Genomic DNA, 20,694 nt, shown 5'->3' on the forward strand with positions numbered 1-20,694 from the left:
ACCCGATGCGATCTTCGGTGCTCCCACAGAACCGCGCACCATCCGCTTCGTTCGCAGCCTGGGAGCGTAGGCGCGGACCGCCTGACACCACCCGCGGAGAGAAGCACCGCTTCCCGCCTGCAAGAGCCTTCCCAGAAACGCGTGGCGCATGAGCCTCCTCGATTGTAGTCTGGTTGAAAGGGACCCTGGGAGGAAGTCATGGCGGAGAGCGAACGCGTTGCGATCCTGAGGCATGCCTATCGATGCTGGGTGGACTGTTCCGGCGCTGATCGGAACGTCTGGCTGGATCTTGCCGCCGACGATCCGGTTTTCCATTCCCTGCAGACCGAGAAGGCCGAGCATCCCCTGGCGATCGCCGACATCTATCGCGGACGCGACGAGATCGGCGCGTATTTCGACGCGATGGAGCGGGACTGGGAGCCTCTCTCCTACGACCCGCAGACCTTCATCGAACAGGGCGACGAGGTGGCGGTCTTCTCGATCGCAAGCGTTCGCGCCAAGGCCACCGGCAAGACCGCCCGCAGCTGGGTCAGCCACTGGTGGACCTTCGAAGGCAACCGTTTCGTGAAGGTGGTCGAGGTCTTCGATGGCACGAAGGCGCTGATGGCGATGACGCCGGACTGAAGCGATTGCAGCAGGGAGAGAGGACGAGGCACAGTCGCTGCCACGCGCTGGTTCGAGTTCGTTGTGGGGAAAAGGCCGGCACATGACCGGACCAATCTCGAAGTCTGCTCCGCATGATCGACCAGCCTCGGCCGACGCCGAGACGATTGAACCGAGTTACGGTCCACTGACGGAAATCAACACACAGCTTCTTTCCTCCAGCCGCCGGAGCTGATGGCGAAGCGGCCCCGGGAACTGCACTGCGTCCCCCTTCTCGAGCACCAGGATTCGGTCTGGAAAGCGGATCTCGATCCGGCCGTCCACGACGAACAGGAGCTCCTCGCCCCGGTGGGCCATTTCCGGCTCGTCGGGAAAATCGGCAGGCGGGAACATGAGGAAGACCTCCAGCCCGGAACTGTCGCTGCCGCGCGTGAGCAGTTCCATCTGATAGGTCTCGTCGGTCGCCGTCAGGCCGCCGCGGTCGCCGGCCCGTGTCAGGTAAATGAGGTCGTGATCCTCGGCGGCGCCGAAGAGCTGAGCAGCAGACACCTGCAGGGCCGTGGATATCCTCAAGACGATCGCCACCGACGGCACCTTCAGGCCGCGCTCCACCCGCGACAGGTAGCCCTTGTCGACGCTGGCCGAGAGCGCGAGCTGCGACAGCGACAGGCCGCGCTCCGCCCGCAAGGCGCGAATGGCTCTGCCGAGGCCGACGACGGCGGGGCTGTCGAGCTTCACGCTCGTGCCGGTTGCTGAGATGTCTCCGCTCATCTTTGTCGCCGATGATCCTCCCATTCGAACGTGTAGCGCAGCGCTGCTCGAATAGGACGCGGCTGCGCGCGATACAACCGCCCCGCCCCCCTGCCGGCACCTGCCCTCGGAAGACGAGCCGGCACGGCCGATCCGACGATACATCGGTTGCTCCTTAGGCAACGACGCCGGCCTGGTCCAGCTAAACCTCGATCCGCCGAACTCTGGCACACGCTTTGCAACGGGATCTGCGCCGGCCTGAAAAGGATCTGGCACCACGCAAATTGATTGCCTGTTAGGCAACGTTGTCTAAACCTCAGGCAGCCGATCACAGGAGAAGCAGACTCATGACGCTCGCAAGACGCATCGGCCGAGCCGCATTGGCTCTCGCCGCCGTGGCAGCCCCCCTGTCCATGGCATCGGCTCAAGAGGCGAAGGTCAAATGGAAGATGGCCGGCACCTTTTCGAGCTCGCTGCCGCAGCTCGGAACGCTCGGCAAGCGGCTGGAGGAACAGATCGCCAAGGTCTCGGGCGGCAGCATCGAGATCCGCTTCTACGAGCCGAACGCGCTGGTGCCGCCGCTGGAATCCTTCGACGCCGTTTCCGTCGGGGCGATCGACGCGGCCTTCTCCACCCCCGGCTTCTGGGGCGGCAAGGTGCCGGCCCTTCAGGTTTTCGCGGCGCTGCCCTTCGGCCCGCCCTCGCCCGAATACATGGCGTGGTTCTATTTCGGCGGCGGCCAGGAGATCTTCGACGAGATCTACGCCAAGCACGGCATCCATTCCGTGATGTGCGGCATGCTGGCACCTGAAGGCTCGGGCTGGTTCCGCCATGAGATCAAGAGCGTCGATGACCTCGCAGGCCTGAAACTGCGGTTCTTCGGCCTCGGCGCCAAGGCGCTGGAGAAGTTCGGCGTGTCGGCCCAGCTCCTCGCCGCGCCGGACGTCTATCCGGCGCTCGACCGCGGCGTCATCGACGGCCTCGAATTCGTCCAGCCGGCGATCGACCTCAAGATGGGCTTCTGGCAGATCGCCAAACACTACTACTTCCCGGGCTGGCATCAGCAGTCGACCTTCTTCGACCTGATGATCAACAAGGACAAGTGGGACGCGCTTTCGGAAACCCAGCAGGCCCAGATCGAGGCCGTCTGCGGCGACAATGTCCGCTACGGCATCGCCGAAGGCGAGGCGATCCAGATCCCCGCGCTCAAGGAACTAAAGGAAAAGGGTGTCCAGCTGCATCGCTGGTCCGACGAGGATCTTCAGAAGCTGCACGCGGCGGTCGATGAGGTCATCGCCGAACAGGTTGCCGCCGACCCTGATTTCAAGCGCGCCTATGAGAGCTTCTCGACGTTCCGGACGGACTACGCGACCTGGAAAGACCTCGGATATCTGAAGTAGGCCCATGTCGCTTCTTCTTGCCTCGGCCCACCGTCTGAAGGCGGCCGCCCGGGGGATCGGAACGGCGGCGGCGTGGCTCGTCGTCCTCCTGATCCTCACCGTGGTGCTCGACGTGATCACCCGTCGCTTCGTCGTGCTCGGCTCGACGAAACTCCAGGATCTGGAGTGGCATTTCCATGCCGCCCTGTTCCTGTTCTCGCTCGGCTACGCCTATGTCGAAGGCGAGCATGTGAGGATCGACGTCCTCCACACCCGCTTCGGGCCGAAGACGGCGGCGGCGATCGAACTCGTCGGCGCCCTCATCTTCCTCGTGCCGTTCTGCCTCGTCGTTCTCTACTACGGCTACACCTTCGTCGAGCGCTCCTTCATGCTCGACGAAGGCTCCGCCTCGCAGACCGGCCTGCCCCATCGCTGGATCATCAAGTCCACGCTTCTCGGCGGGTTCTTCATGCTTCTCGTCGCCGCCCTCGGCGCCTTGTGCGAATCCCTCGCCATCCTTCTCGGCGCTCCGCCGCCGAAAAGCCGCCACGGCGAACACGAGGAGGTCGGCCTATGACCGCGTTCGAGACGATGCTGCCCCTGAGCATGCTGGGCCTCCTCGTGGTCATCCTGTTCACCGGCTTTCCCGTGGCCTTCTGCCTTGCCGGCGTCGGCCTGACATTCGCGCTCATCGGCGGGTGGCTGGGGATGTTCCATCCCATGCAGCTCTTCCTGATCGTCAGCCGCATCTGGGGCTCGATCGCGGAAAACCTCGTTCTCGTGGCGATCCCCATGTTCATCTTCATGGGCATCATGCTGGAGAAGAGCGGGGTGGCGAGACATCTGCTCGAGATCCTCTCCGTCCTGATGCGGCGGGTGCCGGGGGGCCTCGCGCTCGCGGTCGTGCTGATGGGCACGATCATGGCGGCGACGACCGGCATCGTCGGCGCATCGGTCGTCATGCTGGCGCTGCTCGCCCTCCCGGTGATGATGGAGCGGGGCTACGACAAGGGGGTGGCCGCCGGCGTCATCGCCTCGTCGGGAACGCTCGGGGTCCTCATTCCGCCGTCGATCATGCTCGTCGTCATGGGCGACCTCCTGGCGATTCCGGTCGGCGACCTCTTTGCCGGCGCGGTGATCCCGGGCTTCCTCTTGTCGGGGCTCTATCTCGTCTACATCGTCGTCCTGGCACTCGTTGCGCCGGCCAAGATGCCGAAGCTGGCGCAGACGGAGGTGGACAAGGTCGACAATCTGCCGCTCCTGGTCTTGCGAGGCTTCCTTCCGCCGACCGTCCTCGTCGTCTGCGTCCTCGGGTCGATCATCGGTGGCTTCGCCACGCCGACGGAAGCGGCAGGGATCGGGGCATTCGGCGCAACCGTCCTCGCCGTCTTCAACCGCACCTTCAGCATCGGCCTCCTGCGCGACGTCGCTCGCGGAACGGCGCTGACCAACGCAATGATCTTCGGCATATTCTGCGGCGCCACGCTGTTTTCCTACGTCTTCCGCGAGCTCGGCGGCGACGACGCCATCATCCACGTCATCGATCTTCTCGATCTCCACGACTGGACGCTCCTGTGCCTCCTGATGGTGATCATCTTCCTGCTCGGCTTCTTCTTCGACTGGCTGGAGATCACCCTGATCATCCTGCCGGTGTTTCGGCCGATCGTCATGGCGCTGGACTTCGGCGACGCCGTACCCACAGACAAGATCCTCTTGTGGTTCGCGATCGCTGTCGCGGTGAACCTTCAGACCTCCTATCTGACGCCGCCATTCGGTCCCGCCCTGTTCTATCTGCGCCAGGCGGGCCACGCCCATCTCAGCCTCGGCGACATCTATCGCGGCGTGATCCCCTTCACGCTGCTGCAACTCGCCGGCCTCGTCCTGTGCCTGTTGTTCCCGGCCCTCGTCCTGTGGCTGCCGGACACCATGGGATACTGACCAGGCCAGGGCCCATACGATCCTGAAACAACAACGAGGGAGACAGGAATGTCCCGCACAATCATCGCCACTGAGGCTGCCGCCGCGGCCGTCGGCCCCTATTCGCAAGGGGTCGGCTACGACCGGCTGGTATTCACCTCCGGCCAACTGCCGATCGATCCGGCGAGCGGCGAACTCGCCGAGGGCATCGAGGCGCAGACGAAGGCAGTCCTTCGCAATCTCGAAGGCGTTCTGACCGCCGGCGGCGCGAGCTTTGCCACCGTCCTCAAGACCACCGTGTTCCTGCAGAACATGGACGATTTCGCCGCGATGAACGCGGTCTATGCCACCGCCTTTCCCACCGAGCCGCCCGCCCGATCGACCATCGAGGTAGCGCGGCTGCCGAAGGGTGCCCTGGTCGAAATCGAAGCCGTCGCGGCGCGGCAAAGCTGAGGAGCGGTCATGAGCGACGAAAACAAACCGGATATGATCGAGGCCTTCGAGCATCCGGCCGCCAGGGCGGCGATCGGCTCCGCAGGCGGCGCCGAAGGATGGACTGGCGTCCTTCTCCATATCCACATCGCGCCTTCGGCGAGCTACGAGATGGAGGAACTGTCCGAGGCCGTCTGTGTCGCCGGCCGGGGCATCGAGGGTGACCGCTACTTCGCCGGGACCGGGACCTATTCGCCGCGCCCGGACGTGCGCGAGATCACCCTGATCGAACAGGAGGCGCTCGACGCGCTCGCCCGCAACGATCCGCCTTTGCAGGACGGGCCGATCACGCTGGAGCCGATCGACCACCGCCGGAACCTGACGGTGCGCGGCGTGCCCCTGAATCATCTGGTGGGCCGTCGCTTCAAGGTGGGCGAGGTGATCCTGCGCGGCGGGCGGCTCAACTTCCCCTGCAAATATCTCGAAAACCTCCTCGGGATGCCGGTCTACCTGCCGCTCTACAACCGCTCCGGATTGAACTGCGGCATCGAGAAAGGCGGCGTCATCCGGCCAGGCGACGTCATCGAACTGTTGGAGTAGCCCTTGACTGCGCGGATGATCATGAAGCTGCGCTTGGCGGGCTCGCAGCCGATCGCATCTGACGTGCGGCTCCTGCGGATGGTGCATCCGAGGCGGCCGCAATTGCCTCCGTGGCAAGCCGGATCACATGTCGACGTCCACCTGCCGGAGATCGGTGTCAGGCAGTATTCGCTCTGCGGCGATCCTGCCGACACCAGCAGCTATACGATCGCAGTCAAGCTGGAGCCGGGGGGTCGCGGCGGTTCGCGCTGGATGCACCGCGAACTTGCCGAAGGCGCCCAGGTGCATGTGTCGGCGCCGCGCAATCATTTTCCCCTTCTCGGGGGTGATGGCCGCGTGGTGCTGATCGGCGGCGGCATCGGCATCACGCCCCTGGCGGCGATGGCCTACACGCTGGTGGCTGAGGGCAGCGACTTCGTCTTCCACTATTGTGCCCGCGACGAGGATCGCGCTCCCCTCCTTAAGGAATTGCGTGAGCTCTGCGGCGACAGACTGCGCGTATGGCTGTCATCTCAGGACAATCGGTTCGACCCGGTATCTACGATCGCCAGAGAAGCCGGCGCGGAGATCTACGCCTGCGGGCCAGAGCGGCTGGTCGGGGCGGTCTCGGCGGCTGCGCTCGCCGCCGCTCATCCGGAGAACAGGCTTCACACCGAGCGCTTCACCGCCCTCGCTGATGCCGATTTTACACGGGAACCGTTCGAGGTCGTGCTGGGAAGGAGCAGCAGACGCCTCGTCGTGCCCGCCGACCGGTCGTTGCTTGCGGTCCTCGAGGAGAACGGTGTCGGGCTGGAATCCTCCTGTGAGATCGGCGTCTGTGGGGCTTGCGAGTGCGGCTATCTCGAAGGTGATGTCATTCACCGCGACGTCGTCCTCTCGCCAACCCAGCGCAAGGATCGCATGATGCCTTGCGTATCCCGTGCCAGGGGACGCCTGACGTTGGATGTTTGAGCCGATCTGGATCTTGCCCGAGCTGAAGTTGAATGGCAGGTTTCTGCTGCGAACTTGAGCAAATCGGCCACTGGTCAGTTCGTGACAGCGATTCCAGCTCGACGATCGTCGCGGCGTCGAAGTTGATGAACTTCATCGCACCGCTGACCATGGCATTGCGATAGCGCGGTGTCCCGATCGTGCCCTTCAGCCAGCACCCGTGCTTCGGCGCGACGAAGGTGAAGGCAAGGCAGCGATCGTTCTCGACGCAGGCGAGACACCGGTGGACCTTCGAAAGCAATCGTTTCCGAAAAGTGGTGGAAGTCTTCGACGGCAGCAAGACGTTGATGGCGATGACGCCGCACTGTGTGACCTCAGTGGATGAAGGCCGGACGAAGTCGCCGGCGGTCGATCAAGGAGCACCGCCGGGTGGGGTGAAGGACGGCAGGCCACAGGGCATTTCACGGAACGAAGAAGTAGTTCGTCAGGTGGAAAAAGATCGGCGCGGCGAAGGTGACGGAGTCCATCCGGTCCAGAGCCCCGCCGTGGCCCTCGATCATCGTGCCCCAGTCCTTGGCGCCGAGCGAGCGCTTGATCGCCGAAAGCACGAGACCCCCGCAAAAGCCGGCGACGACGATGGCGAGCGCCATGCCACCGGCCTGAAGCGGGGAGAAGGGCGTGATCCAGAACAGCCCGGCCCCGACGAGCGCCGCCGACAGGCCGCCGCCGAGCAGCCCCTCCCAGGTCTTGGCGGGCGAAATGCGCGGGGCGACCTTGTGCCGGCCGAACAGCTTGCCAAAAACATATTGAAGGACGTCCGAGAGCTGCACCACGGCGATCAGGAAGAACAGCCACAGGAAGTTCTCCCCCTCGTGTCCGGGAATATCGAGAACCAGAAGCGCCGGCGCATGGCTGATACAATAGACCGTCAGCATCAGGCCCCATTGCAGCTTGGCGGTCCGCTCCAGGAAATGGTCGGTCTCGCCGGCGAGAACGGTCAGGACCGGCAAGAGCAGAAAGGCATAGACCGGGATCGCGATGGCGAAGACCGTCTGCCATTCGTCGAAGATCAGCCAGTATTGCAGGGGAATGAACACGTAGAACGCCGTCGCCACCGCCCGGTGGTCGGCGGGACGGGTGGGCGTCAGCGTGATCATCTCGCGCAGGCAGTAGAACGAGGTGAGCGCGAAGAGGACGAGCGTCACCGTCGGTCCCAGAAGAAAGGCGGCGGCAAAGATCGCCACCATCACCCACCAGGCTTTCACCCGGGATTGAAGGTTGCGAACCGTCGTCTGCATGGCTTCGCCATGGGCGCGCCGCGACAACACGAAGGAGGCAAGCGAACCGGCCAGAAGGATGCCGATCACGCCGGCGAGAAGGATGATGATGCGCCAATCGTCCATGGCTCAGCCCTCCCCCGGCCGGCCGAGCGTGGCGACGGCCTCACGCGCTCTACTTAAAAACGCCTGCCGCTCTTCGCCCTGCCGCAATCGCAGCGGAGCGCCGAAGCGCGCCGCACAGCTGATCGGCGCGGGCACATAGGCGCCCTTGGGAAAGGCCCGGGCGAGATTGTCCAGAAAGACCGGGATCAGCTGGACGCCGGGATGGGTGTTTGCGAGATTGTAGAGCCCGGATTTGAACGGCATGACGGATGAACCGTCGCCGCGCGTGCCCTCCGGAAACAGGATCAGCGAACGCCCGTCGGCGAGGGCCGCCGTCAAGGGGGCCAGCGGATCGCTGCCCGCCGGCGCCTGGCGTTCCACGAGAACGCAGCCCAGGATATCGAGGGCCACGAAGCGCCTGAGCCGCCCCTTGCCCCAGTAATCGCGCGCCGCCACCGGCGACGTCTTCGACCGTAAGGCGGCCGGAAGGGCCGCCCAAAGGACGATCGTATCCAGGTGGCTGCCGTGGTTGGCGAAATAGATCCGCTGCTCGAAGGTCGGCTCGGACCCGACCCAGCGCGCATGGCCACCAACGAGAAAGCGCGTCAGCGCAATGAGGACAAGGCGTGCCGCGGCAATCATCGGGCTTGTCCGGCGAGAGCCTTGGCCTGGCTTTTCAGCCGGCGGCCGATGGTCACCACGGTGCCGAGGGCGATCAGGCCGAGAAGCGCCGTGGAGACCGGATGGCTCGCGGCGAGAAGGGCTTCGGCGAAGGCGATGCCAGCCGCGAGCGTCAGGGCTGCCATGCGGTGCTGCTTGGCCATCGGGCCGCGGAAATCCTGCTTCAGGCCCACCGTACCGCCGAGAAGACGGACATAGGCGGCGACCGCCGCCAAGAGCGCCGCGAGCCAGCCGAGCCAGCCCACACCCAGCGCATAGCCGAAAGCCACGAGGAACAGGCTGTCCTCCAGGCGATCCGGAGCCTCGTTCCAGAGCGCACCGCTGGTCGAGCCCCTGCCGCCCTCCACCGCCACCAGCCCGTCCATCAGGTTGGCGACAAGGCGCAGCTGGATGCACAGCGCACCGACGATCCACAGGGCGGGCTGAGGCAGGCGCGTCGCGAAGACGAAAGCTGCGGCGCCCGCCAGCGAAAAGACGATGCCGAGCGCGGAGATCTGGTTGGCGGTCATTCGAGTGCGAAGGAGAAACCGCAGAAGCCGGCCCGCCCATGGCCGTTCGCGTGAGGCAAGAGGCCGTCGATCGCCAAGCGGCGCCTTGGCTTTGCTTTCGTCCGTCGCCATCCGCCATTCCCTCGCAAAAGGTCACAACCGCACGCGAGACGTCTCACGGCGGACGATGCCAAGCAAGCTGCCTCTGCCGTCTTGGAGCAAGCATTTCGATCCGGGTGAGTGGGGGCCGTCATCGGGGCCGATGGAGAGGATCTGGAACCGCCCCGGCGCCACGCGATCGGCTGTCCCTGCCGACGGCTTTGCCAGGGACTCCTATAGCTGCCGATAAGGCATGAAGCGTGCACTTCTCCCCTGTTCAGGGGGGGAGGAATGGGTAGGATTAGGCAATAATGCTCTGTCCGACCCATCGAGATCTGTCCATTGGTGCCCATTCGAGCGTTTGTCTTTGCCTTGCTCCTCGTTTCGACGGGGGCGATCCTGACGGTAGCGATGGCGCTCGGTCTCTCCGGCTTCGATGGCTCCAGTGACGCGATGCCCCAGGCACTCGTCACGGCAGGAGAGCGCACGCTCATCACGCCGGCCGATCTCATCGAAGAGCCGGACGTCCTGCCCGAAAGGGTGGCGCAGATCGCGTTCTTTTCGCGTCAGAGCGATCTCGCCCTGGCGATGCAGGCGCCGGGCGCGCAGGTGGAAACCCGGGACGCAACCGGCACGGTCCGTCTTTCCGATGTCCGGGAGCGGACGCTGGGTGATCTCCCCTTCGTCTTCTGGTTCCAGGTGCTGATCGGGGTCGTCAGCGTGCTGATCGGGGCATGGGTCGTCGGACTTCGGCCGGCCGACTGGGGCGCTCGCCTGTTCGCCCTGCTCGGATTGTTCCTGCCGGCCTTCGCCATGCCGGCCGCGATCTACAGCACCCGCCCCCTCGCCATGGACGGAGCGCTCTTCGAAACCCTCAGCATCCTCAACCATTTCGGTGCATGTGCCTTCGGCGCGGCTCTGGTCTGCCTGTTCCTGGTCTATCCTCGCCAACTCGTCCCGCCACCGGTCTTCGCTGCCGTCTTCGCGCTGACCGGCATCCTGTTCGTCCTCGATGTCCTGCACATCCTGCCCGTGACCATCCATCACGCCACCGTGGCGATGCAGATGCTGGCCGCGATCGTCGCGGCCATGATCCAGTGGTGGCTGAGCCGCAGACGGCCGGTGGACCGGGCGGGCCTGCGCTGGTTCCTGACGACGACCCTCGTCGGCGCCGGCCTGTTCATCGCCTTGCGGGCCATGCCGCCCGTCCTCGGAATGGGCGACAGTTTCGTCATCTCCCAGGGTTATGCGTTCGGGCTGTTTCTCACCGTCCATCTCGGGCTCGCCGCCGGGCTCGCCCGGTATCGCCTGTTCGAGCTCAATGCCTTTGCCTATCGCGTCTGGTTCTGGTTCGCCGGCATCCTTCTCGTGGTGGCCATCGATCTGGGCCTCGTCGTCTGGCTGAACACGCAAGCCTGGACGTCCCTTCCCGTCGCGATCGTGGTGGCAGGCCTGCTCTACTTTCCGCTTCGCCAGCATGTCCTCGAGCGGATCTTCACCCCGAAGCGGGCCGCGTTCACGCGATCGTCGGAGATCGTCGATCTGGTCTTCACGCGGGAGGCCGAGCGGCGGGACGAGAAATGGGACACGCTCCTCGCCTCGCTCTTCGATCCGCTCGAGAGCGAACGGGACACCACGAGCCCCGTCACGGCGCCCCGCGCCAGCAGCGACGGCTCGACGCTCCTCGTTCCGAGTTTTGCCGGGCTCGACGCCCGGCGCCTGCGGCTTGCCGATCGAGGCCGCCGGCTCTTCGGGCCGGACGATATCCGTGCGATCGATACGCTTCTGGACCTTGGCCGGATCGTCGAGGAGGGACGCGCCGCCTACAAGCTCGGCGTCGTCGCCGAGCGCGATCGGATATCGCGGGACCTGCACGACCATCTCGGTGCGCAGCTCCTGTCGGCGCTCCACACCGTGGATGCGGGTGAGAAGGACGAACTGCTGCGCCGCACGCTGTCCGAGTTGCGGACGATCGTCAGCGAAGAGGGAGCGGGCGATCAGAGCTTCGCCGATGTCATGGCCGATCTCCGCCCGGAGATCGCCGATCGCCTGTCGCTCGTCGGCATTACCCTCGACTATCGCGTCACCGGGGACGATGCCCTCCTGCCGCCGGCGGCGGCGAGTGCCCTGCGCGCGACGCTCCGGGAACTCGTGAGCAACGTCATCAAGCACGCGGATGCGAGCGTGGTCTCCGTCTGCGCCCAGGTGAAGGACGGCAGGGTCACGCTCGACGTTACCGATGACGGGCGCGGCTTCGAACAGGAGGCCCTCGACGGTCCCGGCCGCGGCATGTCGAACCTGAAGACACGGGCGGCGGCGCTGGGTGGCAGCATCGTCTTCGCGCCGGCCGGCGCACTCGACGACATCGCCGGTGTCGCCGCGCGGCTGAGATTCCCGCTCGAGCAACCGATCGCGGGATCCCTCCCATGAGCCATCGCCTCCTCGTCATCGAAGACGTCGCCGCTGCCCGCGATCACCTCGTCCAGCTCGCGCGACGCGCACTGGAATTTCAGCCCGAGAACATCGTCATGGCCGCCACGTTCTCTCAAGCGCGTGCGGCCATCCTGTCGGCCGCCGAAGCCGACCTGCCCTTCAAGATGGCGCTCATCGACATTGCGCTCCCCGATGGCAGCGGTATCGATGCCTTGCGCGATCTTCGAAGTGCCTTCCCCGAGACGATCTGCATCATGACCACGGTCATGGCGGCGGATTCGACGATCGTCTCGGCTTTGGCCGGTGGCGCCCAGGGGTATCTCCTGAAGGGCCAGCGCGACGACCTCATCATTCGCCAGTTGCGCCTGATCGAAAGCGGCGTCCCGGCCATATCGCCGCCGATCGCCCGGCGAATCATCGAGCATTTTCGCACGCGCCCACCCGTGGGCGAGACCGACGACAAGCTGACCCCGCGCGAGCGCTGCGTTCTCTCCGTCATCGCCAAGGGGGCGCGCGTCGCCGACGCTGCGCGCGAGCTCGGCGTCGCCGAGACCACCGTGGCGAGCCACGTCAAATCGATCTATCTCAAGCTCGGCGTCTCGTCGCGTGCCGAGGCGACCCTTGCGGCCACGCGGATGGGCCTCGTCGGCTGACGACGCCGCGCTCGGGGCGCGTCCGATCGATTGTCGCCATGCATGTCTCTGCGAGGACTTGCAGATTTTGCCAGGGTTCGAATGCGTGGCCCGGCCCGGCACGCGTTGCTAGCGATCGAGCCATCGACATACCGCAAATCGGTGAGGCGAGAAAACCATGGTTGGCGGTTCCGCCGATACCCGGCGGTTCGTCTCCCCTGTAACGGGGATGCGACACCTCCGCAGACCTGATTGAACGGTTCCCGCAACGTCAAGAGGGGAACCGGACATGCGCGTAGGTTTGATTTTCGCAACGCTCGCTACGGCAGGCATTCTCGCAGGCTGCTCGAGTTCCGGTTCGTCCGGCAGCTTGGCTTCGATCGACGTGGGTGGCCCGGGGCCCGACGGCGGCGGCGGCGGCGGCACGGGCGGTGGGGGCTCGGGTGGTGATGGTGGCTCCGGTGGTGGTGGCGGGGGCTCGAATGGCGCCGAAGGCTCCGTGGTGGCCGCGACCCGCACCTATGACGGGAGCATCGCGACGTCGACCTATGGCCAGCCGACGGGGCGCAACGCGGCAGGCGGCGTTCTGGCGTTCCTGAGAGAAGAAACCAACGGAACCTCGATCACCGGATCGCCGCAGGAAGTCGCGATCCTCGAGGGTGAATCGGGCGGCGCCATTCCGCAGGAAGGGGCTGGGGACTTCAGCCGCATGGAAATCGCACCCGCGATCGGAACGCCGGCGAGAGTCCTGCAGCCACAGGGTGGTGAGCGCACCACCTATGTCGAGATATCCAGCACCACCGGCGATACGAACCAGCTGAGCTATGTCGACTACGACTATGTGCGGGCGGGTACTGCGCAGGTCCTGCCCTTCGGCAATGGCGTCGGCCAGGAGACGGCATTCTACGGCGCGAAGGATCCGAGCGTCGCACGGCCGACGACGATGAACGGAACGGCGACCTATGTCGGCGGCCTCGGCGCGACGGTGTTCTCCGGCGGCGAGCGCAACGCCATGACCGGCCGCACGACCCTCAACGCCGATTTCGACAATGCCACGATCACCGGCAAGGTCGACGGGATCCTGCTGACCACCGGTAACGGGGGTGGTGCAGCGGGATCCTCCTACGAGCTCCTGATGGAAAATGGCAGCATTGCCGGCGCCGACTACAACGGCACCATCCGTGCGGTCGACATCGACACCGGAGCCACCGTCATCGACAGCGCTGCCGGACGCTCGACGTTCAATGGCGGGTTCTACGGACCTGGCGCCGAGGAAACGGCTGGCATCATCGATATCCAGGGCACGCAAGGCGGCGCCGCCGTCGACATCATCGGTGCCTATAACGGCGAAAAGCAGTGAGATCGCCGGGTCGCATGCGTGCGCCCCCATCGCATCGGTCCGGGGATCGAACCCGATCCGGACCGAAGGCGACCCGGTGATCGAGCCGGCCGGAGCGCGTTTCGAGAGTCCCGTCGGACGCTCGTCGCTCTGGCCGAAGAGGCGCGGCGGCCGTCACGGACCGCCGCGCCTCCCGTGCTGCAAGGACGGTTTCCGCCCGGTCCGGTCTGCGATCGCCGCAACGCCCCGACGGCCGCCCCAGTGATCCGCCGAGCACCGGATCGATCGGATCGAGTGAACAGCGAGGCTTTGACGATGGTTCGGTTTCCGCAGTCCATGACGCGCTTCGTCGCCATCCTCGGCATGGTGCTGCTTCTTGCAGTCCCGGCGGCCACCGTCAGCGTCGCCGCGGCAACGAATGGGAGCGGCACGGCGACCGGCGGGAGCTTCCGGGAGGTTGCGCGCCTTGCCAAGCAGGGTCGCTTCGAAGAGGCCGAAGCCCTGCGCCAGGAGGGACTGTCCGCAGGGATCCATTCGCCGGACGACGCGCTGTTTCTCCAGGGACTCATCGCTCTCAACCGAGGCGATGCGGCAGTGGCCGAGGAGATCTTCCGCCGGCTTCTCGACGCCGATTCCGACCGGCAGCTGGTGCGACTGGAGCTGGTCCATGCCCTGATGGCCCGCGGCAGCTTCACGGCGGCGCGCTTTCATCTCGGCCGGCTTCAGGGCGCTGAGACCGACCGACGCCTCAGCGCCTATTACTATCGGCTCGATCGCGAGATCACCCGGCAACGTCCGTGGGGCGCCCGCTTTTCAGGGTCGCTCGCCCCGCGCACCAATGCCAGTCGCGGGTCGAGCGAAGATGTCATCATGGTGGGCGACATGCCCTTCCGGATCGACGACGAGGCGAAGGCGCGAAGCGGCGTCGGCTTCGAGTTCGACGGGGAGCTGTCCTGGCAGTTCCTTCTGTCCGACACGACCACGCTGACCCTCGCCGGCTTCTCGCGCGGCGTTGCCTATGACGAGAGCGAGCTCGGCTCGATCGAGGTCGGGGGCAATGCCACCCTGCGCCGGTTCCTGAGCCCCCGCAGCTTCTTCGATGTCGGCATCGAGCGCTCGCGGGTCTATGCGGGAGGCGACCCCTATGCGGACAACCTCACCGGCCTCGGCGCGTTTTCGTTCATGCTCCTCGACCGCCTCCAGATAGCGACGGCGGGGCGTCTCACGCATGTGGATTACACCGATCACCCGGGGCCGGATGGACTTCGCTCGAGCGGTTCGGTGCGCGCGACCTATGCGATCGGTCCGGGGCTTGCACTGGGCACCTATGTTTCGGCGACCCGCGACCGCTCCGGCGACGACCACCAGCGGTTCGATGGGAGGGAAGTCGGCGCGACGCTCTACGCCGAGCTGCCATTCTCGCTCACGGCCGAAGTCGTCGCCGGCATCGGCGAGCGTTCCTTCGACGCCGACTATCCGGGCCAGACATTCGCCCGCCACGACACTTACGGACGCGTGAGCACCCGCGTGCTGAAACGCGACTGGGCCATCGAAGGCTTCGCCCCTGCGATCTCCTTGAGCTACGAGATCCAGGACAGCAACGTCGCCTTCAAGACATATGACGACATCGGCGTTTCGCTCGGCCTTGCTCGTTCGTTCTAGTCTGGATTGCAGAAAGCCCTGGGTGGCGGACGGGCTTCAGTGCCGATCCGGATCAGCCTCGGCACGGGCGCGGCGTGCGAGGCCTGCCGCATGTCAGACCTTCTCGTCGCCGAATCGCGGCGGCGCTTCGACGAAATGAGGAACAGGCGATTGGCTGAGGAGGACGACAGGCCCGAAGGCGATCCATTCGCCGCCGACCAGATCTTCTCGGGGTCGACGTCCGAGGAAGCCGCGGCGCAGCGGCCCCTTCACGAGCGCGGCGTCCTGATGGCCGGGGTCGATACCCGACCCCATGTCCTGAAGCTTGAGAGCAAATCGGCTCCCCTCTTCTGGAGCCAAGGGGGGATCTGATGGCTCGGCGGTTCGGTCGGGGGCTCCCCGATGCCGACCAGCACTGGCGTTGCGACGGGCGATCGCAGCCGCGTGCACCGCGGATCCGCCTGGAGGTCAGGTCGCCGCCTTGACCGCCGGCCGATCGGCGAAGCTGGCACGATCCGCCCGGTGCATCAGGCGCGGCGCCGGGAGGCTTGCGGGGAGATCGTCGCTCAGATCGTCCCGGCCGTCTGGTCGAGAAAGTCGTGAAAATGCACCACGACGCCGTCGCCGTCGACGAGGATCACGGCATGGGCCGGCGGCTCGTGGCTGATGACGAAGCGGTCCTCGAAGACGAGCGCCGTCTGCTGGTTGGTGCCGCGCATGGCGTTGAAGGGGATGCCGCGCCAGCTGCCGCTGACCGGCCGGTGGACGTGGCCGGCAAAGACGTGGCGGACATTGCCGGCGTCGTTCGCGATCCGGGCGAACGCCTCCGCGTCGCCGAGCCGGACCCGGTCGAGCGCCGGCATGTGCAGGCGGAACGGCGGGTGGTGGGCGAAGACAAGGGCGCCGTTCTCGCCTGCCCCGGCGAGTTGCCTTTCCAGCCAGCCGAGCCGCTCGGCACAGAGCTCGCCCTCGACGGCGCCTGCCTTGAGCGTATCGAGCAGGATCAGTCGGCCGCCATCGAGGTCGACGCTCTTCTGGACGAAGCCGGCCTCGAAATGGGTGTCGCCGAAGACGGCGCGAAAGGTATCGCGCCGGTCGTGATTGCCGAGCATCAGGTGAACCGGCGGCGTCAGACCCGACAGGCATTCCGCCAGCGCTTCATAGGCGGCGATCTCGCCGTCATGGGTGAGGTCGCCGCTGATGACGATCGCGTCGGCATCGCCGTGGTGATCCTCGATGTCCGCCAGACAGGCCGTCAGCCGCGCCAGCGGATCGAGGCCGAACAGCGTCTCGCCGGGCGCGACAAGGTGAAGGTCGGTGATCTGGATGAGCTTCATGGGTTGCATCCGTGCGTTGGTGTCGATATCAGCCGCTCTCTCGCGGCACGAAGGTCACCGGGACGCGCTCGAGGGCGGGCGCCGCGGCCGGGTCGGACTGCCGTCGATCGAGCAGGTCGATCGCCCTCGCCGCGACCGCGACCGGATTCTGGAAAAATGTCGTCAGGAGATAGGTGCCGCGCGAGGCTTCGGGCAGATCGTCGAAACCGATGACCGCAACGTCTTCCGGGATGCGCCGCCCGGCGCCAAGGCGGGCATGATCGATCAGCCCCATCGCCAGGAGATCGTTGACGCAGAAGACCGCATCCGGCGCAGTTCCGCGGCCCAAGAGCTGGCGTGCTGCCGTCTCGCCGCCGGCATAGTCGGCGTCGGCGCCGCGCACGATCTCGGCCTCGGCCCCGAGTTCCCGGACGGCTTCGACGAAGGCTTGTTCGCGCTCGACGATCGTCTGCGTCCCGATGGCCGCGCCGACGAGGGCGATCCGCCGGGCGCCGCGGGCGACCAGCCGCTCGGCGGCCTTCCTCGCAGCCCCTTCGTTGTCGGCGAGGACGCTGTCGGTGCCGGGCTCCGACCGGCCGATCAGCACCAGCGGCTGCCCGGTGCGCCGGGCCCCCTCCAGCATGGTTTCGGGAGGCGAGCCGGACAGGACGATGGTCGCCTCGGCCCGGTAGCCGAGCAGCATGTTCTGCGTCGCCTGCATCTCCCGCTCGGTGTCGCCGGTGTTGAGCAGCACCGGCAGGCTGCCCCTGGCGATCAGCGCCTTGGAGAGGGCCGCGACGAGAAGCGCACGAAAACCGACTTCGGGGCGCGTCGCGATGATCCCGACGAGACGGCTCTGCCGGGCGATCAGGCCGCGGGCCAGGTCGTTGACCTGATAGCCGAGGTCGAGGGCCGCCTTCATCACCTTTTCGCGGGTTTCCCGGCCGATGCTGGCGCCGGGGGTGAAGGCCCGCGAGACGGCCGAGCGCGAGACGCCGGCGCGCTCGGCGACCTGCTGCGCGCTGACGAAATTCGGCCCCGCCGGTGGCTGTCTCGGCTCGTCGTTCATGGCTGCGGCATGTCTCGCGAAGGGCGGGCAGGAGGACGCATCACCGCCATCAGTGCCCGATCCGGGCCAGAACGTCGGCGCGCAGGAAGCGCTCCACCACCAGCATGAAGGCGATCGAGGGGACCAGCAACAGAAGAGCCGTGATCGAGGCGACCTGATAATTGCCGCCGGCACCCGCCGTATAGAGCAGCAGCGGCAGGGTGGTGACGTCCGGCGCGCCGACGAAGAAGCTGCCGGTGAATTCGTCGAGGGATTCCAGGAAGACGAAGATGCCGCTCGCCATCAGGCCGGGCAGCGCCAGCGGCAGCGTCACGTCGCGAAAGGCCCGCAACGCCCCCGCCCCCATCGACCGGGCGGCCTCCTCCAGTTCCGCATCGACGGCGGCGAAGGCAGCCGTCGCGATCCAGACGGCGAAGACCAGCCCGTGGGTGACATGGACGAGGACGACGCCGGCGATCGTGCCGTTCAGCCCGACATCGTAGAAGAAGCGGGCGATGTTGACGTAGACCGGCAGGTTCGGAAAGGCCTGCGGGATCAGGAAGACCAAGAGGATCAGGCTGCGCGCCGGGAGCTTCAGCCGCCCCAGCGCATAGCCGGCGGGAATCGCCAAGGCCAGCGCGAAGAGGACGGTCAGAAGCGCGATCAGGATGCTGGTGCCGAGGGATTCCCAGGCGACCCCGCGCGGCGAGAACACCTTCGCCCAGAAGCTGAAGCCGTATTCGAGCGGCAGCGTGTGGGGAAAATACCAGCGCTCGGCGACCGTCCAGAGGAGCAGATTGGCGAGCGGGCCGAAGATCGCGAAGGCGACAAGGCCGAGGACGAGCGCCCGCGGCAGCCACCAGAGGTCGAGGCCGAACGCCCGCGGCAGCCACCAGAGGTCGAGGCCGAACGCCCGGCCGGCGGCGACCGGGAGGGCGCTCTCACGGGGGATCGCGGGCGCGCTCATCGGGCCTTTTCCTTCAGGTTGAGGCGCAGATAGACGATCGCCACCGCCATGGTCATGAGGAGGGAAATCATGCCGAGCGCATTGGCGACGCCGTAGTCGCCATAGGCGTTGATGCGGAAGGCGATGTCGGCGGTGATCATGGTCGGCGACTGGGCGCTGATCATCAGCGGCACGGACAGCACCGACATCATGGTGACGAAGGAGAGCACCATGCCGACGAAGAGCGTCGTGCGGACCTGCGGCACGACGATCTCGAACAGGATACGCAGCCGCGAGGCGCCGAGATTGCGGGCGGCCTCGATCGTGCCGCGATCGATCGAGGCCATGGCGCCGGCGACGAGCAGCGTGACGAAGGGCGCCTGCTTCCAGACGAAGGCGATGACGATGCCGCGCCAGTCGAGAAACGACACCGTCTGCAGCGGCGTGAGGATGCCGCCGGCGACGAGGAGATTGTTCATCAGGCCGTTCTTGGCGAGGAAGGTGCGCAGCACCTGGCCGACGACGATGAAGGGAATGAACAGCGGCCAGCGATAGAGCCAGCGCAGGATCGCCACGGCCTTGGGATTTTCGCCGAGCGTCAGATAGCCGGCGATGGCTATCGACAGGCCGGCGATGATCAGCGTCGACAGGGAGACGATCATCAGCGTGTAGACGATGTCGGTCCCATAGAGTTCATAGGATTTGACGAAGTTGCCGAGGCCGAAGCCGGATTCCGTCTCGAAGGCGCCCGTCGCCGACGCCAGCAGCGGCATCAGATAGAGAAGTGCGATGGTCGCGATGGCCGGCAGCGCCAGCAACAGACCGGTCAGTCGCTCACGCATGGTGTCGATTCCCGCGGGTCTCGCCCGGCCACAAGGGGCCGGGCGACGGTTCGATGGAGGTCGCAGCTCAGTTGGCGACCTGGCGCTCATAGGCTTCGAGGATCGCGTTGTTGTAGGGCGCGATGGGGAAGGGCTTGGCGTATTTGGCGAGATCTTCCGGGGTCACGTCCTTGAACAGCTTGTCCCAGGATGCCTGGTCGAGCTCGGCCTGAACGTGCTTGGCGTCGATGCCCGGATACCAGTTGAAGCGCTTGACGATGCCTTCGGCCTGGACCTTCGGCGAGGTCGCGAGCGCGACGAACTTCTCGGCCAGTTCGGCATGCGGCGCCTTTTCCGGGATGACGTAGTGCATCGGCTGGCCCGGCATGCCGGGGGCCGGCAGGAGGAGCTTCATCTCCGGCGGCAGCTTGCCGTCGGCCTGCCAGGAATAGAACATGTCGACCCAGACCGGGCCCATGGCGATCTCGCCGCGGCCGAGCATGTCGAGCGTTCCGGCATTGCCGGGGGTGAGCGTCGCGGTGGTGTTGAAGTCCTTCAGGCTGGCGAGGGCCGCGTCCCATTTCTGGGTCTGGCTCTCCTCGAAGGGGCCATTCATCAGCATCTGGGCGTCGCCGCCGCCGAAGGCGTAGATCCAGCCCATGACGAAGGAAACGCCCGACGCGCCGCCCTTGATGCCGTTGTAGCCAAACTGCTGCGGATGGGCCTTCGCCCATTCGGCGATCTCGGCATAGCTCTTCGGCGGGTTCTCGACCAGCGCCGGATTGTAGGCGATCGCGGTCTGGCTGGCGAACATCGGCATCACATAGCCGTCGACATTGGTGCCCAGCGCCATCTTCGCCTTGTCGCTGGTGACGAGATCGCCGGTCGAGATGTCACCGCGATAGTTCTTCAGGAAGCCCTTCTCGACCATCGGGCCGACGAACTTCTCATGCACCACCGCGACGTCGGTGTCGGACTCTTCGCTTGCCGCCTGGGCCTCGAAACGCTCCAGGATCTTCTGCGAGCCGGCATCGCCGGGGCCGGTGCCGACGGCGCGGACCGTATCGCCCGGATTCTCCTTCTCGAAGATCGGCGCGAGATATTCGTTGACATAATCGACCATGTTCTGGTCGCCGGCGGTGATCACCGTGAGTTCGGCTGCCGCGGCCGGCGGCACGACCGTGGCAAGGAGGACGGCTGCACTGAGAAAGGTCTTCATGGATTTCGCTCCAGCGGTTTGACGTTCATTCCGGGCTG

Annotated in this window: 21 protein-coding genes; 12 read left to right on the forward strand and 9 right to left on the reverse strand. The window is 66.1% G+C overall.

What is annotated here, in order from left to right; translation table 11 throughout:
• Positions 1-198 precede the first annotated feature (198 nt).
• Positions 199-624 carry a nuclear transport factor 2 family protein gene (locus tag ATO4_RS13785; protein ID WP_083592111.1) on the forward strand — a complete coding sequence of 142 codons (426 nt, stop codon included), beginning with the start codon at positions 199-201 and terminating at the stop codon, positions 622-624.
• Between the two features lie 156 nt (positions 625-780).
• Here ATO4_RS13785 and ATO4_RS13790 read toward each other — a convergent pair whose 3' ends face one another.
• The gene (locus tag ATO4_RS13790; RefSeq protein ID WP_083592112.1) at positions 781-1,518 is read right to left on the reverse strand and encodes an XRE family transcriptional regulator; all 738 of its coding nucleotides are present in this window, start codon (positions 1,516-1,518) and stop codon (positions 781-783) included.
• A 182-nt stretch (positions 1,519-1,700) separates the two neighbouring features.
• Here ATO4_RS13790 and ATO4_RS13795 point away from each other — a divergent pair, with 182 nt between their 5' ends.
• The 6 genes from ATO4_RS13795 to ATO4_RS13820 are packed head-to-tail and all read left to right on the forward strand — an operon-like array spanning position 1,701 to position 6,632.
• On the forward strand, positions 1,701-2,753 hold the full coding sequence (locus tag ATO4_RS13795; RefSeq protein WP_083592113.1) for a TRAP transporter substrate-binding protein: 1,053 nt from the start codon (positions 1,701-1,703) through the stop codon (positions 2,751-2,753).
• Between the two features lie 4 nt (positions 2,754-2,757).
• Positions 2,758-3,309, forward strand: coding sequence for a TRAP transporter small permease subunit (locus ATO4_RS13800; RefSeq protein WP_083592114.1), 552 nt, complete (start codon positions 2,758-2,760; stop codon positions 3,307-3,309).
• Complete coding sequence (locus ATO4_RS13805; RefSeq protein ID WP_083592115.1) at positions 3,306-4,670, forward strand: TRAP transporter large permease subunit; 1,365 nt, start codon at positions 3,306-3,308, stop codon at positions 4,668-4,670. Before ATO4_RS13800 ends, ATO4_RS13805 begins: the two co-directional genes overlap by 4 nt.
• Positions 4,671-4,718: 48 nt before the next feature.
• Positions 4,719-5,102 (forward strand): Rid family detoxifying hydrolase, encoded by a 384-nt coding sequence (locus ATO4_RS13810; RefSeq protein WP_083592116.1) that lies wholly within the window; start codon positions 4,719-4,721, stop codon positions 5,100-5,102.
• A 9-nt stretch (positions 5,103-5,111) separates the two neighbouring features.
• Positions 5,112-5,681, forward strand: a complete 570-nt coding sequence (locus ATO4_RS13815) for an MOSC domain-containing protein (RefSeq protein ID WP_083592117.1) — start codon at positions 5,112-5,114, stop codon at positions 5,679-5,681.
• Positions 5,682-5,696: 15 nt separating this feature from the next.
• Positions 5,697-6,632: a PDR/VanB family oxidoreductase gene (locus tag ATO4_RS13820; protein WP_245308745.1), complete on the forward strand. Its 936-nt coding sequence runs from the start codon at positions 5,697-5,699 to the stop codon at positions 6,630-6,632.
• A 440-nt stretch (positions 6,633-7,072) separates the two neighbouring features.
• Here the strand turns inward: ATO4_RS13820 and ATO4_RS13825 are convergent, their stop codons facing one another.
• Genes ATO4_RS13825 through ATO4_RS13835 form a run of 3 tightly spaced genes read right to left on the reverse strand, consistent with a single transcriptional unit; the run spans position 7,073 to position 9,183 of the window.
• Positions 7,073-8,014 (reverse strand): phosphatidate cytidylyltransferase, encoded by a 942-nt coding sequence (locus tag ATO4_RS13825; RefSeq protein WP_083592119.1) that lies wholly within the window; start codon positions 8,012-8,014, stop codon positions 7,073-7,075.
• Between the two features lie 3 nt (positions 8,015-8,017).
• Positions 8,018-8,635: a lysophospholipid acyltransferase family protein gene (locus ATO4_RS13830; RefSeq protein ID WP_083592120.1), complete on the reverse strand. Its 618-nt coding sequence runs from the start codon at positions 8,633-8,635 to the stop codon at positions 8,018-8,020.
• Entirely contained in the window at positions 8,632-9,183 is a 552-nt protein-coding gene (locus ATO4_RS13835; RefSeq protein WP_245308746.1) for a CDP-alcohol phosphatidyltransferase family protein, read from the reverse strand. The genes ATO4_RS13830 and ATO4_RS13835 overlap by 4 nt, the downstream gene beginning before the upstream one ends.
• A 450-nt stretch (positions 9,184-9,633) precedes the next feature.
• Here ATO4_RS13835 and ATO4_RS13840 point away from each other — a divergent pair, with 450 nt between their 5' ends.
• The 5 genes from ATO4_RS13840 (at position 9,634) to ATO4_RS13865 (ending at position 15,678) form a co-directional block, all read left to right on the forward strand.
• Entirely contained in the window at positions 9,634-11,691 is a 2,058-nt protein-coding gene (locus tag ATO4_RS13840) for an ATP-binding protein (protein WP_139802443.1), read from the forward strand.
• On the forward strand, positions 11,688-12,347 hold the full coding sequence (locus tag ATO4_RS13845; RefSeq protein WP_083592123.1) for a response regulator transcription factor: 660 nt from the start codon (positions 11,688-11,690) through the stop codon (positions 12,345-12,347). The genes ATO4_RS13840 and ATO4_RS13845 overlap by 4 nt, the downstream gene beginning before the upstream one ends.
• Before the next feature lie 349 nt (positions 12,348-12,696).
• Positions 12,697-13,686, forward strand: coding sequence for a transferrin-binding protein-like solute binding protein (locus ATO4_RS13855; protein ID WP_176222987.1), 990 nt, complete (start codon positions 12,697-12,699; stop codon positions 13,684-13,686).
• A gap of 294 nt (positions 13,687-13,980) precedes the next feature.
• The gene (locus ATO4_RS13860; protein WP_139802445.1) at positions 13,981-15,327 is read left to right on the forward strand and encodes a surface lipoprotein assembly modifier; all 1,347 of its coding nucleotides are present in this window, start codon (positions 13,981-13,983) and stop codon (positions 15,325-15,327) included.
• Positions 15,328-15,366: 39 nt separating this feature from the next.
• On the forward strand, positions 15,367-15,678 hold the full coding sequence (locus ATO4_RS13865) for a hypothetical protein (protein WP_083592127.1): 312 nt from the start codon (positions 15,367-15,369) through the stop codon (positions 15,676-15,678).
• Between the two features lie 194 nt (positions 15,679-15,872).
• Here the strand turns inward: ATO4_RS13865 and ATO4_RS13870 are convergent, their stop codons facing one another.
• The 5 genes from ATO4_RS13870 to ATO4_RS13890 all read right to left on the reverse strand — a co-directional run bounded on the left by ATO4_RS13870 (position 15,873) and on the right by ATO4_RS13890 (position 20,656).
• Entirely contained in the window at positions 15,873-16,643 is a 771-nt protein-coding gene (locus ATO4_RS13870; RefSeq protein ID WP_083592128.1) for a phosphodiesterase, read from the reverse strand.
• A 28-nt stretch (positions 16,644-16,671) separates the two neighbouring features.
• Complete coding sequence (locus tag ATO4_RS13875; protein ID WP_083592129.1) at positions 16,672-17,691, reverse strand: LacI family DNA-binding transcriptional regulator; 1,020 nt, start codon at positions 17,689-17,691, stop codon at positions 16,672-16,674.
• 49 nt (positions 17,692-17,740) lie between these two features.
• Positions 17,741-18,637 (reverse strand): ABC transporter permease subunit, encoded by an 897-nt coding sequence (locus ATO4_RS13880; protein WP_083592130.1) that lies wholly within the window; start codon positions 18,635-18,637, stop codon positions 17,741-17,743.
• Positions 18,634-19,458 carry an ABC transporter permease subunit gene (locus tag ATO4_RS13885; RefSeq protein WP_083592131.1) on the reverse strand — a complete coding sequence of 275 codons (825 nt, stop codon included), beginning with the start codon at positions 19,456-19,458 and terminating at the stop codon, positions 18,634-18,636. Before ATO4_RS13885 ends, ATO4_RS13880 begins: the two co-directional genes overlap by 4 nt.
• 67 nt (positions 19,459-19,525) lie before the next feature.
• Entirely contained in the window at positions 19,526-20,656 is a 1,131-nt protein-coding gene (locus ATO4_RS13890) for an extracellular solute-binding protein (RefSeq protein ID WP_083592132.1), read from the reverse strand.
• Positions 20,657-20,694 lie beyond the last annotated feature (38 nt).

The sequence above is a fragment of the Aurantimonas sp. 22II-16-19i genome (assembly GCF_002088275.1).
GTDB lineage: Bacteria > Pseudomonadota > Alphaproteobacteria > Rhizobiales > Rhizobiaceae > Jiella.